Annotated in this window: 14 protein-coding genes; 8 read left to right on the forward strand and 6 right to left on the reverse strand. The window is 58.1% G+C overall.

Features of this window, described 5'->3' with window-relative positions; all coding sequences use genetic code 11:
- Positions 1 to 213: 213 nt before the first annotated feature.
- The 3 genes from D0B32_RS14550 to D0B32_RS14560 all read left to right on the forward strand — a co-directional run bounded on the left by D0B32_RS14550 (position 214) and on the right by D0B32_RS14560 (position 5,320).
- On the forward strand, positions 214 to 1,347 hold the full coding sequence (locus tag D0B32_RS14550; RefSeq protein WP_117334653.1) for a hypothetical protein: 1,134 nt from the start codon (positions 214 to 216) through the stop codon (positions 1,345 to 1,347).
- The gene (locus tag D0B32_RS14555) at positions 1,334 to 3,025 is read left to right on the forward strand and encodes a DUF3987 domain-containing protein (protein ID WP_181969805.1); all 1,692 of its coding nucleotides are present in this window, start codon (positions 1,334 to 1,336) and stop codon (positions 3,023 to 3,025) included. Before D0B32_RS14550 ends, D0B32_RS14555 begins: the two co-directional genes overlap by 14 nt.
- A 1,128-nt stretch (positions 3,026 to 4,153) precedes the next feature.
- Positions 4,154 to 5,320: a hypothetical protein gene (locus tag D0B32_RS14560; protein ID WP_117334655.1), complete on the forward strand. Its 1,167-nt coding sequence runs from the start codon at positions 4,154 to 4,156 to the stop codon at positions 5,318 to 5,320.
- Positions 5,321 to 5,751: 431 nt separating this feature from the next.
- Here the strand turns inward: D0B32_RS14560 and D0B32_RS14565 are convergent, their stop codons facing one another.
- The 3 genes from D0B32_RS14565 to D0B32_RS14575 form a co-directional block, all read right to left on the reverse strand.
- Positions 5,752 to 6,669, reverse strand: coding sequence for a hypothetical protein (locus tag D0B32_RS14565; RefSeq protein WP_117334656.1), 918 nt, complete (start codon positions 6,667 to 6,669; stop codon positions 5,752 to 5,754).
- A 251-nt stretch (positions 6,670 to 6,920) separates the two neighbouring features.
- Positions 6,921 to 7,754, reverse strand: coding sequence for an ImmA/IrrE family metallo-endopeptidase (locus tag D0B32_RS14570; RefSeq protein WP_259295002.1), 834 nt, complete (start codon positions 7,752 to 7,754; stop codon positions 6,921 to 6,923).
- Positions 7,755 to 7,782: 28 nt separating this feature from the next.
- Entirely contained in the window at positions 7,783 to 8,106 is a 324-nt protein-coding gene (locus D0B32_RS14575) for a helix-turn-helix domain-containing protein (protein ID WP_117334875.1), read from the reverse strand.
- Between the two features lie 167 nt (positions 8,107 to 8,273).
- Between D0B32_RS14575 and D0B32_RS32545 the strand changes: the two genes are divergently transcribed.
- From D0B32_RS32545 to D0B32_RS14590, 3 genes are all read left to right on the forward strand, one after another.
- The gene (locus D0B32_RS32545) at positions 8,274 to 8,438 is read left to right on the forward strand and encodes a hypothetical protein (RefSeq protein WP_181969806.1); all 165 of its coding nucleotides are present in this window, start codon (positions 8,274 to 8,276) and stop codon (positions 8,436 to 8,438) included.
- 23 nt (positions 8,439 to 8,461) lie between these two features.
- Positions 8,462 to 9,775: a nucleotidyltransferase gene (locus tag D0B32_RS14580; protein ID WP_259295003.1), complete on the forward strand. Its 1,314-nt coding sequence runs from the start codon at positions 8,462 to 8,464 to the stop codon at positions 9,773 to 9,775.
- A 539-nt stretch (positions 9,776 to 10,314) separates the two neighbouring features.
- Complete coding sequence (locus D0B32_RS14590; RefSeq protein ID WP_117334877.1) at positions 10,315 to 11,079, forward strand: hypothetical protein; 765 nt, start codon at positions 10,315 to 10,317, stop codon at positions 11,077 to 11,079.
- Positions 11,080 to 11,203: 124 nt separating this feature from the next.
- On the opposite strand, the gene D0B32_RS32275 is transcribed toward D0B32_RS14590, so the two are convergent.
- From D0B32_RS32275 to D0B32_RS14605, 3 genes are all read right to left on the reverse strand, one after another.
- Positions 11,204 to 11,635, reverse strand: coding sequence for a hypothetical protein (locus D0B32_RS32275; protein WP_147329526.1), 432 nt, complete (start codon positions 11,633 to 11,635; stop codon positions 11,204 to 11,206).
- Between the two features lie 79 nt (positions 11,636 to 11,714).
- A complete protein-coding gene (locus tag D0B32_RS14600; RefSeq protein WP_259295004.1) occupies positions 11,715 to 13,556 on the reverse strand; it encodes a cell wall anchor protein in 1,842 nt (613 codons plus the stop codon).
- A gap of 216 nt (positions 13,557 to 13,772) precedes the next feature.
- Positions 13,773 to 14,438 carry a hypothetical protein gene (locus D0B32_RS14605; RefSeq protein ID WP_147329527.1) on the reverse strand — a complete coding sequence of 222 codons (666 nt, stop codon included), beginning with the start codon at positions 14,436 to 14,438 and terminating at the stop codon, positions 13,773 to 13,775.
- Between the two features lie 100 nt (positions 14,439 to 14,538).
- Here D0B32_RS14605 and D0B32_RS14610 point away from each other — a divergent pair, with 100 nt between their 5' ends.
- Positions 14,539 to 14,886: a helix-turn-helix domain-containing protein gene (locus D0B32_RS14610; protein ID WP_117334662.1), complete on the forward strand. Its 348-nt coding sequence runs from the start codon at positions 14,539 to 14,541 to the stop codon at positions 14,884 to 14,886.
- Positions 14,887 to 15,095: 209 nt separating this feature from the next.
- Positions 15,096 to 16,286, forward strand: coding sequence for an SH3 domain-containing protein (locus D0B32_RS14615; protein ID WP_117334663.1), 1,191 nt, complete (start codon positions 15,096 to 15,098; stop codon positions 16,284 to 16,286).
- Positions 16,287 to 16,524: the final 238 nt, after the last annotated feature.

Below are 16,524 nucleotides of genomic sequence, written 5' to 3' on the forward strand. Positions count from 1 at the left end.
GTCTTCTCGCGGATATCCGGAGACGAGGCAGAGACTGGGGAGAGCAGGGAAACCGGGGAACGCAGGACGATTGCTGCATATTCAATAGTACTCCCGCCGTATAGACGGCAATTCAGAGGAGTTGATATGCAGCACTTGTTATCAGATTCCGTTCGTGCCCAAGCGGCACGGATGCCTTTACACGACTACCCAAGGCCAAATGTACTTAGCGTTATGGCCTTGGTTCTCGCAGCTACGGCCACGGCGACGTCACTGGTCATTGCTGCCGAATCGGGCTGGGCGCGCGGCGGTCTGCCGGCCGAGCGCGCAATTCAGGTCGCGCTCGGCGCGGTTGCTGTCCTCTACGTGCATCTGTTGCCTGCTCGCTGGCGCACGCTCGGTATTCTCGCGCGTATCCTTGCTACTGCGTTGTGGGGCATCGGCATCGCGGTCGTAATGTACGGCCAGGCTAGCTTCTTCATGCTTTCGCAACAACACGCCGGCAACCGGCGCGCTGAGACCGTTCCGGCAACGACTATGCTGGCCGGTATCGGCGTGCCGCCCGGCCGCACGCTTACGGAGATCATGCGAGATGTTGCGAATGTCAGCTCGGAGCTGGCCCATGCTCAAGTACGCCGCTGCACAGGTGATTGTCCGTCGCTCAAGGCCCATACGGCGATCTTGGTCGCACAATTGGCGGCACTGAACGCTGAAGCTGGCGAGGCACGACGCCGCGAAGCCGAAGAGGACCGGCGGAGCCAGCAGGTTGATCGCATCGAGGCGCTGCGTGCGACTTTGCGCGCCGATCCGGTCGCGTGGACAGTCGCTTCCTGGTTTGACACGACCCAAGACCGTCTCGAACTGATGATGGGTGTCGCGTGTGCGGTCGTACTCGAAGGTGCGTCTGTCGTGAGTTGGTTGCTGGCGTTGGGCGTGTCAGGCCACGCAGCCGGTCGCGGCGCAGTCGTGTCCGACCGGAGCGCAGTCGAATTCGATCGTGAGGCGGTATCGCCAGAAAGCGCTGCGGTCGCGCAGAGCCAGCAGGCGGTCGTACCGGTGCACCCCATCACGAAAGAGGGTCGCGTGAACGCGACCGACGACTACGCAATGGTCGCGCCGGGGTGCGCGGTTACTGCTGGGAAAAGTGCCGATGGTCCCGTCACGTTCGGCGAAGACTTGCTGATCAAAAGAATTCATGAGGCTGTCGTGACTGGGCATCTCAAGCCGACGCAGGATGGGATCCGCAAGTTTCTCCGTTGCGGTCAGCCGAAGGCCGGCAGCTTGAACCGGCTGTATGGCGCGCGCTACGGTACCCAGGGAATGCAGGCAGCAACACAAGCAGCACGGGGGCAATATGCCAATCGTTGACTTTGAGCGCGCCCCCGACATGTATCACTTTCCCACGGTGCAGGGGTGTTACCCGAGCCCGGCGCTGCCGGATCTCATCCGCAACGCGGTATTTGAAGTCAGCGCGAACCTGCGCGCGCCGGTCGAGCTCGCCGCACATGCAGCTCTCGCCGCCGTGTCGCTCGCCTGCCAAAATTTCGTCGACGTCCAGTGCCCGAGCTTTCCGCCGGCACCGTGTTCGCTCTTTCTGCTGACTGTGAGCAACAGCAGCGGCGGCAAATCGCTAATGGAGCAACGCTTTCTGCGAGCGATCAAGGCGTTCGAGCGCAAATGTGAAGAAGACGCTTCCGCCCGTATGCCGGACTATCGGGCAGAGCTGAAGATCTGGAGCGACGACCAGCGTCGGCTGTCGAAGGAATACCGCGACGTGAGCCCGGGAACAGAAGAGTCGCAGCTCGTCCGGGAGCAACGTCTCGCGCATGAAAAGACGCAACCAGTGAAGCCCTCGGCGCGTGAGCTGCGTTTCGCCGAGATTTCGCCGCAGGGGTTGCGTGAAGCACTGATCGCCAACGGCGCTGTCGCGATCCTGTCGCCGGAAGGTGCGCCCGCGCTTACCGGAATGACATTCAGCCAGCCGGCGATGCTCAGCGGCTACTGGAGCGGAGAAGACCGGCCGGTCGGGCTCGTCAGTGGCAGTCGCCGTGCCACGAACCCGCGCCTGAGCGTCTCAGTCATGCTGCAGGAGGACCAGTTCCGGGGCTACATGAAGAATCGCGGTGACGACGCCTTCAGCACGGGCTTGCTTGCGCGAATGCTGCCCGCTTTTCCGAAAAGCTTCGTCTGGGTTGGCCAGGAGGCCATCACCGAAGAAGTGCCCGAACCGGCGCTCGATCTGTTCAACGAGCGCATTGCCGCAATACTTGCGCAGGCCGTGCCTGCGCCCGACGCACGTCCGGTTCAGCAGCTGTCGGAAGGCGCCAAGTACTACTGGAGGCTCTTCAAAGAGACCGTGCATAACGAGCTGATCTGCGGCCAGTCCTCTGAAAATATCAAGTCGTTCTTCCGCAAGCTCGGGGAGCAGGCGGCGCGCGTGGCCGGACTGTTCCACTATTTCTCCGGCCAGACCGGCGACGTATCGCCCGAGGCCATGAAATCGGCGATCGAGTTGTGCGAGTGGTATGCGCATGAATTCGCGCGCGTATTTTCAACCTTTGCACCGTCGGAGCTGCAAATGCAAAGCGAATCGGCGGAAAAGCTCTTCGCTTGGTTGCAACAGGCGTCTGCCAATCCAGTGAAGTATTCCAAGATAAAGATGGGGCAATATTCGGAACGCGATTTGAACAACTATTCGAGCATCCGCAATAACCCGGAGAAGCTGGCGATGGCAATCAACGTGCTTGAACAGCAGGGGCGAATTGCAACAACTTATGGAAAGAAGGGCGGCCGGATCGTTTTTTATCCACCGTGGATGATGCAACAATTCGTGCAGGCTAGTTTTTTCTCGCCGCAAATGAATCAGTTCATGGTGAATCCGCAGAGCCCTGCTCCAGCGCAACCCGTCGTTAATCAAGATGTCGCTGAACTTAATGCGACTAATAGCCTTCATCATCAGCCTGCGCAAACACGAGGCGTGTGCTTGGATAGCACATTGGCAAGCGGCAAATTGCTTGCTTCGAAGGCTCGTGTATTTCTGGAATAAATCCAGGGGAAGCATTTAATGTGAATCTTGGAAAAATGAGAATGGCGGTGAGCTAATCGTCATGGTTGCTTCGCAGGGTAAATCTTGATTCGGGCGCGTCCGTATTTTCCGGCGCGCTTTTTTTCGCGCTCGCTGAGCTTGCGGGCCTGGTAGTCGGCAACGCTCGCGCATCACTATCTGATCGCTGCCCCCGTTCCATCCGTCTCGAGTATGGTAACTATTGCTAGATTTCACTGCTACATACGCTACCGTAGCAGATGTAGCGGTGTAGCTAGGACCCTCTGGACCAACACGAGAGCTCAATCTCGCCGATCAGATGACCTGGAGAATGAGGATCGCCGGTTCTCTGTGGCTGGCGATCAACTCCGGGAGGTCGATGTTGATCGGCGAGCTGTGACGAAAAACGGGTGGATTGCTTGTAATACTGTCGATTTTCGAATTCCTGGCTAACAAAAAAGCGATCTTCCGGTGAGTGAATCTCGCGAATATTTTTGCATCTCGAAGGCGTTGTTTGTAATGAGCAAAAATCTCCGTTACCTTCTTGGTGTGTTATCAAGTTGCGTAGTAGAGATTCGGGATGTTTCGGTAAGGGGAGATGGATTGGAAATGCGGTTGATATTTGGCTTAATTTATTGCAATTTTCCTATGAAATGCAGGAAGTGTGCGGTTATTTATCATGATTATCTACGGGGTGCGTGATCGCTCTCCTATATTAAGATAGTCTTTGGTATTAAAGAAGAGGTTGGTAATATTGTCGACTAAATAAAGAAAGGAATTTCATTGTCTATTGCTTAATAAAAATAAATGACAAGATGAAGCCTATGTTGCAGGCTAGAGAGTCATGTAGACGAGGGTCATGCTAATGACCTCTTACGTGAGAGAGGGGGATGATCAATGATCCAGAGGTAAGAGAGGTATCGCACTGACAAGGTGATGAGAGTAACGTCTCTCGTTATTAAGATAATCAGGATATACGCTCACATGCGAAGACATGTGAGCTATGAATCGAGCGGCTTCATAGCACTTGTTATCTGGCATGGAAAACATGAAGCATTAGACCGCTGAAGGCGATAGCCAGGCAAAAGTTACTAGGGCCATCCATTGAATGTCCAACAACGGAGATTCAGGATGAACCAGTGGAAACAATGGCATGGCGAATACAGCCTTGTATCGGGGTTGGCAGCAACGACATCGACGCCGACGGGCGTAACGAGGTATTGGGAAGCCGGTGAGCACAATGAGCTCATGCAGCAATTGAAGAGCTTTCTCGATACCGTGCTGGAGACGAACCAGATTCCGTTCGACATCCGGCATCAATACGGGCGAGAACAGGCGGTGCGTAATCCGATTGGCGTGTCGGGTTACAGGAGCCTGTCGGGTTTCTTGTCTTTATGCGGACAGTGGATGGATCTGTACTGGCCATGCTACGCGTATAGCGCGGATATGCAGTTGTTTTTCGACTGTTTTATGCAGCATCCCTTTGCTCAGGTTTTCGGCTATGGCGCACAGGGTGGCGTCGTTGATCATGCCGTGGCGGCGAATCTCTATAACGACTTCGTCGCCTGCTTGCGCACGGAAGCGGTGCGTCGGGGCATAAGGAAGACGCTGGCGGATGCGCGAGCGAACCTGCGCGATCAGGCGGATTCTGTCGGCCGCTATCTCACTGAGCTCACGAGTCAACACAAGGGCCTCACGCCTGTACGTGTTGATCTTAACTATCAGCAGGACGCGTTTGACGCCAGTGATGCAATGGTGCGCGGTAGCTGGGCGGCGTCGAACGAGGGGATCTGGATGCAGGTGCCGTCGTGCCTGCCAATGAACCTTGGGCGGCCGGAGACGCGTGCTCGCATCGATACGGCTGTTGCGATGGCGCATCGAGATAGCTTTTTCGGAAATCGTCGCGGAGCTGACAGGCATCTGTTCGAGCGCATGGTCGGACACGTCTGCAAGCTGGAGCAGGGCGGCCGCAGTGGCGCCAATCATTTTCATTGTGTCTTCCTCATCGACCCGCGAGGGCTCACCGATGCGCACGTACAGGCGCTTAAGTTCGGCTTGGGAGATCGTTGGCGTCGTGTGACGGGTGGACAGGGGATGATGTTCGACTGTCACGACGAGGGCTACCGCCGCAGCATCGAGTCGCATGTGCCGTGGGTGCTTGACCGGCTCGATGGTGCAAACGCTGCGCACGTGGCAGCGTTTATCGGTTACGTCGTCGGCTACTTCACCAAGGACGACGGGCAGGCGGTGCGAGTCAAGCCCACGCTTAAAGCGCAGACGCTGACGAAGGGGCGGTAGGTCTTTGTCGTGGGAGCAGGGGCAAAGGAGAGAATCCCCAGAAGCAGATAAAAAGGGATTCAACGCCTTTTGAAGGGTGGGGCGGCTGGTGGTTGGGCGAAGGGCTCGCAGGACCGTCAGTGGGCTGTAATCGGCTCCTTGTGGGCCATTTCACATCGATGCGAGTCGCGCGGAATAGCCGGAGAGTCGCGTTGCACAGATCCGGCGACTTCATTGGTCGCGCATTGGCTCGGCACGACCGAGCGCGACTGGGCCTGCTGCTGGATTTCGTGTGCGTAGTCGCTCTCTCTCGAAATCGGAAACCGCGTCGCTCGGCACCGTTCTGGCAACTAAGGCGGCCTTGGTTCGGCCGCGCGGGTATTGGACGCAACGCTGCCAGTCGTGTTGAGCAAGCTGTTGGTTACACCGCGACTATTGCTAGCGTGAGCTGGTCATTTGCTTAGCGTCGGGTATGTGATTTCGTCGACAAGGCAACAGATCAGCCGGTGATCGGTAACACGAAACAGCGTCGCGTCGTCGGTGTCTTGTTCACCAACAAAGAAAAGGTACCCCTTCTCCTTGGAGCCTTTGTCTTTTGCCGCAATCGCTTCTTTGCGGGCGGCTTCGATCTCATTGCGCACGTATGTGCGCTTCGCCTTACTCCAGTCGGCCCATTCGACACGAACGCGGTGACCGCGCGCAAGCCGCTTTTCCTGATCGCGCTCGCCTGCGTCAACTGTGGCTTCGAGAAATTCGTCAGTCTCCAGGGGCTTGCTCCACCGAATCGCGGCATAGAAGATCCGGGCGTCCGGATAGCGAGCCAGTTCGTCCCTTTTCAGCTTTTTGAATACGGATAGATATTTCGTGGCGTCGATGCCGGGCACTTCCAATTCGAGATCCCGATCGTACGGGAAATTGACGAAGGTTCGGCAGATCGGGCGAATCGTGTTTGCGACGCGTCGACGGTTCGGCGTTGATGTGCCGCTGTCGCCGTCGCCCGTCCGTCTGGTGCCTCCGCCTCCCGTCGCGTCATTGTCGCCGCCGCTTGGTTCGCCCGTGATTGCCCGGAGATCGCGCAGGACCAGCTTCGACGGATACGGCGCAGGAAACCCTTCCTTCGGCGTGGTCAGGCGTTTCTTCTTGCCCTTGGTGACGAGCTTTTTCTCTCCGTCCACATCGCACGCCGGCTTGTGATCGCCGTCTCGCGCAGCGAAGTATGGCCGGACCACATTCTCCGGTCGATAAGCGGCGGGCGTGAGCTTGATTCCACATCCGCGGCACACGTACCGGTCCTTGTCGACCTCGGGGATGAGCCAGAGTTGTTCGGCTTCGACGATTTCGCCGGTGATCTTGTCCTGCGCTGAATCCATTTACACCTCTTTGAGTTCTTCTTCTGCAGAGTGAAATAAGCGGCGTGACTGCGTTGTCTGCCTTAGGTATGAAGATTTGGGCGATTCAGCGGTAATCAAGGGACGAGAGGAGCCGAGCGGTGGTCAGTCCGTACGGTAAGAAGAGCGCGATGGTGGGAGGCGACGGTCAGTATGCGGCAACCAGGCCGATATGACGAGATGGTCGCGGGGGCCGGTCACCATGGCATTGCTGACGGCAATGAAGGCACCGCTTAGAAGCAGGGTGTTCCCGTGAGTGGGGCCAGCAGCTCATCGTCGCCTGCATCCCACGTCGGGCCATCGAGCATCAGCAGGGAAATGCTCATGTCGTAACGATCTGAAACCACCACCATCTCGCGAGTTCTCGTGTCGGGAAACCAGATTCCGCGTTCATGCTCGATTCCGTCGCGGGAGTCGACGTCGAAACTCCCTGAGCGAGGTTGCAACACCACCGATTGCTTCGGTAGTTCCATGCCTTCGTGAAGATGGCTGAAGCCAGATCTCTTCGCGCTCGTGCTGCCCTTCCACCAGTGAAGCATGCCTTCGCGTGCGAAAACCATGATCGCGGAGTGCTCGGTGAAGTCGATCCATTTCAGGATCGCTGCCGTCAGAGAAACCCCGTAACGGGCGGCGCATTCTCCGAGGACGTCAAGGGTGATGTGCTTTCCCTTTACCTGTTCTCGAAAATCATCAATCGGCATGAGCAGATACGAGGCGAACAGATCTGCCTCGCGTTCGATGGCCTTTGCCGCCAGTCCAAGCGTCGCGCTCTGGGAGCATCGGAACGCATCCTCGCGCGTGCGATGCAGCACGTAATGGCCGAACTCGTGGCCGATCGTGAAGTTCGCCCGCCCGGGGGCGTCTTCATTGGGGGCGTGCAGGATCACCCATTCTTTCCTTTTGGGGAGCCAGAACAGTCCGCCCTCGAAGCCATCGAGATCCTGGGCTAGAACTTCGCCGATAGGGCGAGCCGGCGACACCTGCCGTGACCATTCAATGGCCAGTTCGCCAGCCCGGATCGGAAAGGCTGCGCCATGTACAGCTCGCCAGAGCTGCACCAGCTTCATTGCTTCGCGTTGCGGTGACAGAGGCTGATCAGTCACGTTTTCGGTCGAGAACTTCGAGGATGTCCTGGAGCTGCTTTTTAACGGGCTCGTCCAGCTGTTCATACTTTCGGAAAAACGCCTCGTCGGCAACCTTCTTGGATGGCTCGGTTTGCGTGTCGTCCAGCAGATACGCGGAGGTGACGCCGAGCGCTCGTGCGATCGCATCGATCCTGTCGGCCGAAGGGCGCGCCTTCTCCTTATTCTCCAGCTCCCAGATCGATGACTTGGACGCGCTAACCTGAAGGGCCAGCTGATCGAGCGTGAGCCCTTGCCGTTTCCGCAGCGTGCGGATCTTTTCGCCTAGAGTTGGCATGATGTTCGGAATTTCGATAAAAAAAATGCTTGACTTCAATCATTCTGAAGTCCAGTATTTTCATTGTCGGACTTCCGAACCGAAAAGGCAAGAAGACCGAACGCCTTTTCGCGTGCGGGTCCGGTGGTCGGATTCGGCGCGGAGCTCTTGAGCGGAAGGAGAGCATCATGCCGAAAGCACTGAAACCGGGGACGCCGGCACCGTCCTCCGGGCTGTACCGCAATAACGTGACTCGCACCGAGGTGACGGGTGTGAAAGGCCGTCCGCTGCCGCCTACGCCCGGGCGTCATCAGACCTACACCCTGGCCGATCCCGCGAAACATAAGCGCTAATTCGAGAGCGGGGGGAATGCGCAATGAGTACACCAGCACCGACTATTAGCCCCTTGGACGGCGAAAGGGAGGGTGGTCGTGGGGCGACGTCGCAGGTGCCGCAACGGCGGCCTGCCTTTTCGCACCGTGCCGCGACGCAGTTTTTTCACCTTGCCGATACCATCGCGCGCTCGCACGAACCCACGTCGACGCAACTTCTGGCGCTCGAGTCCTCCTACATCAGCACCGCGGAGTATCTTGCCGAAAGTGAGGAGTTCGCCGGTCTGACGACGAACATTCACTGCCATGGCTCAAGGGCACTGGGAACGTTGTTGAGGCCGTCGGACGAATCGCGTGATGGCTTCGACATCGATCTCGTCGCCCGGCTCGATCAGCGTGCCATGTCGAGATACGGTGGAGACGGCGGTCCCGGATTGCTGATCAACCACCTGCATGCGGTCCTGTCGCGATATGCGAACGCACACAGTCTGAAGATCAAGCGCTGGGAACGGTGCGTCACGCTTGAATATGCGAGCGGCATGTTCGCCGACATCACGCCGGTTGTCGACGATCCGCTATCCTGGGCTCCGCATGGCGACACGCATGGCCGTGTCCCAGATCGCCAGTTGCGAACGTACGAACCCACGAATCCGCGCGGGTTGACCCGCAGCTTTGCGCGTGCAGCAGCGATTGCGCCGGTCTTCACTGCCGTCGAGCATCTGACATTCGCGGCCGATTCCGTTCGCAAGTCCATTTCGCCCCTTCCGAAGGCCGATGAGGTTTTCGAGCGATTGCTGAGCCGCCTCGTACTGCTGCTCAAACTACATCGGAACGTAGCGTTCGGGAGGGCGAGCGGTCACGAGGATTTCGCTCCCTCGTCTGTGTTCATCACCACCCTCGCAGCGGTGGCGTACGTTGACCTGGCTCCGAAAGCACATTCCACGCCGCTGGATCTTCTGCTTGATATCGTCGAGGCGATGCCGCGGTATTTCACGCGGGAGCGCGATTTCGGCGGCAGGGAAGTCTGGTATCTCCAGAACCCGTCGTCGCCTTACGACAACCTCGCAAGCAGCATGAACACACGTGAGCGCCAGGGGGCATTTGACGAGTGGCATGCCCGAGTCTGTCGGGACCTGCGCGAGCTCCTTGACGCGATCGAAGCAAGCGCGGGCCTGGATGCCGTCGTTCGTATCGTGCGCGCTGTTTTCGGGGATCGGGCGGAGGCGGAGATTCTCAAGGACGATCGGGCGCGTCGGGAAGCGGGCCGGAAAGCGGGGCGCGTGGCTATCATCGGCGCTGGCGCGGCCCCATCTTCCGTCATCGCCAGGTCGAAGCCGCACACGTTCTACGGTGATTGAATGCGCCGCGTCACACCACCACCGAGTCTTGCTGCACGGGCGCTGGATCTTGAGTCGTTGCGATTGCCTGACAGTTCATTTACCTTGTGTTCCGGCAAGGAGCTGCGCTTTGTGTTCGTGGTCTCCCCCGGACCGTATGCGCGCAGATACCGATGCCTTCTTCGGTTGACGGCCGGACGCAAGGTGCCCGAACTCTTGGTACTGGAACCCGACCTGAGTGTTCTCGCAAACGGCAAGCGCCCGCCGCATACCTACTTGCACGACGGTCCGGGCACAAAACTCTGCCTGTGGTGGCCGAAGGCGCGTGAATGGTCTACGGGTATGAGATTGTCTGAGACGTACATTCCGTGGGCCGTCGAGTGGCTGGGGTATTTTGAGGAATGGCTGGCGACGGGAAAATGGACGGGCGGCGGTGAGCATCCACCGTCGGCTCCCCGTCGACGCTATGGCATCGGACGAACGGCCGCTTGAGGATCTTCCGGTCGGGCATCGCCGGACATGATTTGCTGGTGTTATTGAACGCTTTCTCTGAAACAAAAATGTCCAACGTAGATCCGATACGAAAACGCTACTTCGATGACGTCGAGCTTGCCGATACCGCGACAGACTGGCTGTTTTACGTCGGCGCGGTCTTGTCGGTTCTGTCGCTGCTGCTCGACAAGAGCGTGTACCCGAGAATCTACGATTGGGTTCAGGTCGGGTTTTTGATTGATGCCATCGTCCTGTTTGTTCTGGGTCAGGTTTCCCGGTTGTATCTGACGCCCCGGGCTGAAGATAAACGTCGTCAGGACTTTTTCGGGCGCGCGTTCGATGTCAGTCTTAGTCACGAAGTGACCGATGGCTACTACAACAACGATGCCCGTGATCCGAACAGGAAGCTCGCCGCACAGTTGCTCGAAAATAGCCTCTTCAGCAAAACCATCGCTCTGTCTATGGCACGAGTCGAGCGCATCAAGCTTCTCGTATATGCAGTGCTTTGGCTCACCTGTGTAATTAATCGCCAGTCCGACCTCGGCGTGATTCTGGCAGCGTCGCAGGTGGTCATCAGCGAGCAGCTGGTATCACGCTGGTTGCGACTCGAGTGGTTGAGGATGCGATTCGAGAAGACATACGACGACGTGTACCGATTGTTTCAATCGCGTCCCGCTGCCTCGACGTTTGCTGCGATGGCTCTCGATTCATTGACGTCGTATGAAGCGGCGAAATCCACGGCTGGGATCACGCTTTCGTCAGGGACGTTCGATAAATTGAACCCGTCGATTTCGAAGGAGTGGACGTCGATCAAGGCGCTGCTTAAGCTTTGACGGCTCGGTCAGGAGAGCGAGTCGCGCCTGCTGAGCACTCGTATTGTGATGATCGATGCGGGCGCAACGAGAGTGCGACACTCTCACGCGAGCATATAGGTCGGACTCTCGCCCGCGGGACAGCTCAGACTCGGAATAGTCTCCTGATTTCGGTCTCTGCCTTCACCTGCATGTCACTTCTCTCAAATTGTCTGACGTTGGAGATGATCTTCTTTGCACGGCTGATTTCGTCATTCACTCGTTGCGGCTGCGACCAGCTGGTTCTCAGGCCGTCGATAACGGCGAAGAAGTAATCCTTCTGGCTGGACTGCCCCCAAAAATTCAGACCACACACCCATTTCTCCATTGCGAAGGACTCGAAAGGGGAGAGGTCACTGCGAAGACGGTCGCCGCTCAGTACAGAGGCGCCCGCAGCACTGTCAGCAGCTCGGGATCGGGCGCGGCTGCGAACGCGGCCGGCGCGAGCACGCGGGTACGGTTTCGTGAAGTGGCTGTACTCACGAAGCATGCGATTTGAAGTACTCGCGGGGCGCACTTCGTCGATCTCTATTTTCAATCCCTCAATAGAGCCGACGATGGCAAAAAAAGAAGAACCCGTGTTGCTGTGTGGGTTCCTCTGTGCCTACAGGCCAGTGTTACGGATTGCCGTACTGCCAGGTGTTGACGTAATACTCGCCGTCAGCCTGCCAGCCAAGCTGCACCTGTACCGCCTGCTCTGCCGTCGCGGTTGCAGTCGAGGTCAGCACGTCGGTGAACGACGTGCTGAACGTCAACGGCGACGGCGTGTTGCCCGTACTCGCCCCCCATACAGTCGCGTCGTAGGTCGTAGCCGGGATGCTGGCTTGAGCAACGCCAAGCGAATTGATCGACGCCCAGAAGTTCGGGTAGAACGAGCCAGCCGGAGTCGCCCAGTCGAGCGCGGTCGACGTACCTGGTGCACTTTGGGTACCGGAGCCACCCGGCGTCAGGTAGTTCGCGATCACGTCGTTGCCGAGCGTCTGCCACGTGACGGTGCTGCCTGCCGCCGCCGCATAGTTCCGGGCGATGTTCTGGATCTGCTCCGAACCGATCTCCGTGCCGGTCGTGTCGTACAGCGTGACTGTATAAATGCCGAAATTCGTGATCGCCGACACGTCTTGCGACGACGATGCGTATTCCGGCAGACCGCTCGGCGAGAACGACGTCGTGCCGCCCGATACCGGCGCCCAAGCCCACTTGTAGGTCGTGGACATGCCGCCGTTGACGCGATTGCCTGTGCTCGTGAGCGGCGCGGTGAGCGTGCCCGTCGGAATATCTAGATAACCAGCACCGGTGCCGTTGGCGGCAGACTGGAACCATAGGCCGTTGGTCGGCAGGCCCGGCCCTGTCACCACGGCAGAGCCGACGCTCGTAGCCGTACCGTTGACCTTGACCGAAGATGGAATCTGGACATCGAGACCCGACTCATAGTGCGCATTGCCGGCATCTGCCGAATCCGTGTACTGCACGCGACCGAGGAACGACGCGATGTAGGTGCCGTCCTGCAGCTGGTTGCCGATGACATCCCACTTGCCGTTGGGGAGCTGCTGCACGTAGTCCATGCCGAAGTCGGGTGTGCCGTCCGGATCGATCATCAGCAGATAAACGAGGGCAGCCGGATTGCTGATACCCGCAAGCGTGCCAGCCGGGACAAATGCAATCGTCTTGATACCCGTCAACACGGTGCCCTTGGTGAAGAGCGAGTGACGCTTGGCGAAGCCGGCAACGCCTGTACCGACGCCGTTATTCAGGTAATTTGCGTCGATCGCTGACATGCAATTGCTGTCCGACGTGTCCGTGGCGCCACCCTGAACATCCGACGCGCAGGCGGAGAGTGAAGCTTGGAGGCTGGCCAAGTAGTTCGCGGCCTGAGCGGGGGCTACAAGCGCGGTGGATACGCTCGTGCTGGAGTTGAGCTGGATTGCCGTATTGGGATTGGCAAGGCTCGTAATCTGGAATCCGGAACCCGAGGCCGAGGGCGTGACTGCAACGGAATCGATCACGGCATCCGCGCCCGTCTGGTTCGGGGTGAAGGTGGTACCGATGGGGTCGAACGAGGCAGGAACGCTGTTAGCCGACAGGATCGGCGCGATCGCAGAATCGAGGGTGGTTTCCGCCGCGGTAATCGCAGAAGACGTGATCGCCGATGCGTTACCCGCGAGATCCGCCGGATTACCTGACTGAGTCATGAGGGCGGCGACGGCTGTCGTCAAGGGGGTAGCGTTCGCGGTCACTGGTGCGCCGCTGGTCGTATTGGTACTGGCAACCACCGAATACAGCGTGCCCGACACACCGGATGGATCGGCGGCGGTAATCAAAAGCGGCGCGCTCAGTCCGGTCAGGGAAACGCTGTAGGCACCATTGGCACCCGACGCAGCCGAAACCGTCTTGCCGTTCGCATCAGTCACGGTGACCGTCGCACCAGTCAGCGCGGTACCGATAGCGACGGTGCCGGTCATCGACGTCGCGGCGGCAGTCACCGGCTGGTTCGACGTTGATGCGCTGGAGCCGCCTCCTCCGCCACATGCTGCAAGAGAAAATGCTAGTGAAGCGCTCAGCGAAAGCTGAGCAATCCCCGAGATTGATCCGATTTTCATTCTTCTACGGTCCTTATTGGTTGAGTCGTGCTGAGGAAGGGCCGCCTGATCATGGGCGGCCTTGAAATAGCGATGGCGTTAGCGATCCAATTGCCAGCCGTTGTCGGTTTTGACCATGCCCAGCGTGTAGTGGAACTGGAGCGTGTTTTTGCCGCTGAAGCCCGGACCATCGACCTTGGTAAACAGGTCTCGGGCGGCATCGCCAGGGAAATTAGGACAGGTTTGGTCGAACTCGGATCGGAACGTGCGAGGGCCGTAGCTGGTAATCAGCTCCTGATAGATCGCCGCCTGTTTCTGCTCATCGTCTTTTAGATCCGAATCGTCAGCCGCGCTTTTACCGCTGTCGGCGTCGTCCTTGCGGATCTGCATTTCCTGCTTGAGAAGATCCTGGCGCTCAGATGTTTTCTTTGCCCAGTCTTCCAGCTTGTCCTTCTGATCGCCGTCTGCTTCGAGCGTCAGGTTGTATTGCACTTCGATCTGGTAGTGGTGATCGTCACTCCCCTGAGTGCCGTTGACTCGATTGAAGTTGGACATCTCGACGTACTTGCAGTCGCCCAACTGGGCTTGAACGGCTTGCTTCGCATCGCTTTCGCCCGGTGCGCTGTTGCCGCATGCGGCAAGCAGGGCGGTCAGCGCAATGAGGGCGACGAGATGAGGGATGCGGGTGTGGCGGTGGTTCTTCATGCGGTGATTTCTCTTTCCGGTTTGTAAGGTTCTGGCGAAGAAGCTGATGGTGTCGTTCAAGCTGATAACGGCAATTCATCTTTAAAAGTTTAATATCAACCTGTAAAGTCCTTAACTTAAAAGGTCGTGTGCCCAACCATTCAGGTCGAGTGGAGAGCACATGGCGAACGTAGATCTGGATGAGCTTGCTGGCCTGATTGGCCGGGCGATTGCAAAGCACCGAGTGGGGAGCGGCCTGACTCAGGAGCAGGTTGCAGAATTGCTCGGGATCGGCAATGAGGCGGTTTCGCGGATGGAGCGCGGCCTCGTGATGCCGACCGTTGCGCGGCTGGTGGAGCTAGCTGAAATCTTCGGCTGTGACGCGGCGGATCTGCTGACTGGAGCCAGCACGCGCAGTAGTGATCAGGGGAAGTACGTTGGCCAGCTCTTAATGAAGCTCAGCGGGAATGACCGAGCGATGGTCGTCGAGATTGTCGAGCGTCTGGCTGGTCGCCTTGCGCGCCGCTGAGAAAGGGAACCGGTTGCTGCCGCGGGTGCAGCCGATATCAGTGGGGAACATCAGGCAGAGGTCGACCAGAAGCGATCCCTCATCGTCATTGCCGGGTCCGTCAACAATTTGACATGTATGGACGGACAAGACTCTGAGGGTCCGACTTGGGCGGCTTTGGTGATATCGAGCACGGTAGAGGTTGCTGTCTAGCCGAGAGCGATGCGAACATGGACGACGAGAAATTACAAGAACTGTTGAATGGACTTCACGGAGACGCCGCTGAGACGCGGGCGCTGAGTGAGTTTGGCCAAGTGAAACTGGATCCGGCGCTAACACGGCCCTTTGGTGTTGTGGACGCGGCGTTAAGGCTTGAAACGCAGTGGGCGAAGCATCTCAAGCAGATCGACCCGATCGGACAAAACTCGGCACTGATGCGATCCTTCAAGGCGCTCGACGCGTTCAACTTCGACAGCGGCATTGGACGGCAGCTGAAAGTAATCCAGGATGGGATGCCCGCGTTCGCGCTCGACCAGGTGGCCAAGATTCCGGAATTCGAAAAGCTGACCCGATTGAACGAGCAATTCAAATGGCTCAGCGCAGTGAACGTAGACTCCGACGTTACGCGAACCTTCAGGCTACTCACATCTCAGCGCGATTCAAAGCTGATGAGGTCTCTCAATGCATTCAACACCGTTGTTCCTGACCCCGCCTTCACTCAGCTGTTCGATAACGTCAAGTTAGGAAAACTCGGTGACTTGGTAAAAACGTGGCAGTCGATCCCTCTCGCCGATGAGCTTAACGACATCGCGGCGATGAATTTCGACAACCTCGTGGATTCCATGTCTCACGTAGCCGAGACTAGCCGCTCCATCGCGGTGTCGGCGACGCCAGCAGAAATCGCTGACGTTCAAGCGTTTATCGATAGAGCTGTTGATCGGGTTGCTGAGCAACATGAAGCGCAGTTGACCGCTTTCGTGAAGGAAATAACAGCGCAGGTAGCGGCGCTGCAGGGGACGAGGCTGCATGCGATCATCACCACGTACCTCGCCCCGCTTCTGCTTGGGATAATTCTACTCATCCTCGCGCCAATCGCGGACTTCTACGAAAAGCGGGGACTCGAAAACATGCAGCACACGACGTCGCCGCGTGAAATCAAGCAAAACGTTCGCAAAAATGGCTTTATGTATGCAGCAGCCCGCAACGAGCTGCGCCCGTTCCGCTTCGTTTCGAAGGTGGGACTTGAAGCGCACACACATCCTTCGAGTAGGTCGCCTAAGCTAGGCAACCTTGCGCTCGGACAGGTAGTGGTGGTCTTGGAGAAGAGAAAAGCGTGGACATCCATCGCGTGGACCATCGATGAGGAGTCGCCGGCAGTCCACGGTTGGGTGTATTCACGCTATGTGACGAAGATAGTCTAGCGTTAAGCACTAGCGGATTCTGTCGATGCTGGGCGTGGCGGCAACCGGAGTCGCGGCGGCGTCCATTCCATCTCGGCCAATACCGGCCAAGAAGAGTCGCTTTCCACGGCGTTAAACGGGACATTCGAACGACGGTTCGTCGACAGAGGCGGCCATATGCCGTCCTCGGAGAGTTCAGGCGCATGTAGGTGATAGCGACATCGCGTCGCGTTATGGCCAACACGATTCCAACGATCTC

The organism is Paraburkholderia sp. DHOC27 (assembly GCF_003429005.1).
In the GTDB taxonomy this organism is placed as follows: domain Bacteria; phylum Pseudomonadota; class Gammaproteobacteria; order Burkholderiales; family Burkholderiaceae; genus Paraburkholderia.

Bases quoted from the DNA above. Each gene is read 5' to 3' on its own strand.
- D0B32_RS14550 (WP_117334653.1), top strand. From the start codon at position 214: ATGGCCTTGGTTCTCGCAGCTACGGCCACGGCGACGTCACTGGTCATT.
- D0B32_RS14555 (WP_181969805.1), top strand. From the start codon at position 1,334: ATGCCAATCGTTGACTTTGAGCGCGCCCCCGACATGTATCACTTTCCC.
- D0B32_RS14560 (WP_117334655.1), top strand. From the start codon at position 4,154: ATGAACCAGTGGAAACAATGGCATGGCGAATACAGCCTTGTATCGGGG.
- D0B32_RS14565 (WP_117334656.1), bottom strand. From the start codon at position 6,669: ATGGATTCAGCGCAGGACAAGATCACCGGCGAAATCGTCGAAGCCGAA.
- D0B32_RS14570 (WP_259295002.1), bottom strand. From the start codon at position 7,754: ATGAAGCTGGTGCAGCTCTGGCGAGCTGTACATGGCGCAGCCTTTCCG.
- D0B32_RS14575 (WP_117334875.1), bottom strand. From the start codon at position 8,106: ATGCCAACTCTAGGCGAAAAGATCCGCACGCTGCGGAAACGGCAAGGG.
- D0B32_RS32545 (WP_181969806.1), top strand. From the start codon at position 8,274: ATGCCGAAAGCACTGAAACCGGGGACGCCGGCACCGTCCTCCGGGCTG.
- D0B32_RS14580 (WP_259295003.1), top strand. From the start codon at position 8,462: ATGAGTACACCAGCACCGACTATTAGCCCCTTGGACGGCGAAAGGGAG.
- D0B32_RS14590 (WP_117334877.1), top strand. From the start codon at position 10,315: ATGTCCAACGTAGATCCGATACGAAAACGCTACTTCGATGACGTCGAG.
- D0B32_RS14600 (WP_259295004.1), bottom strand. From the start codon at position 13,556: ATGACCGGCACCGTCGCTATCGGTACCGCGCTGACTGGTGCGACGGTC.
- D0B32_RS14610 (WP_117334662.1), top strand. From the start codon at position 14,539: ATGGCGAACGTAGATCTGGATGAGCTTGCTGGCCTGATTGGCCGGGCG.
- D0B32_RS14615 (WP_117334663.1), top strand. From the start codon at position 15,096: ATGGACGACGAGAAATTACAAGAACTGTTGAATGGACTTCACGGAGAC.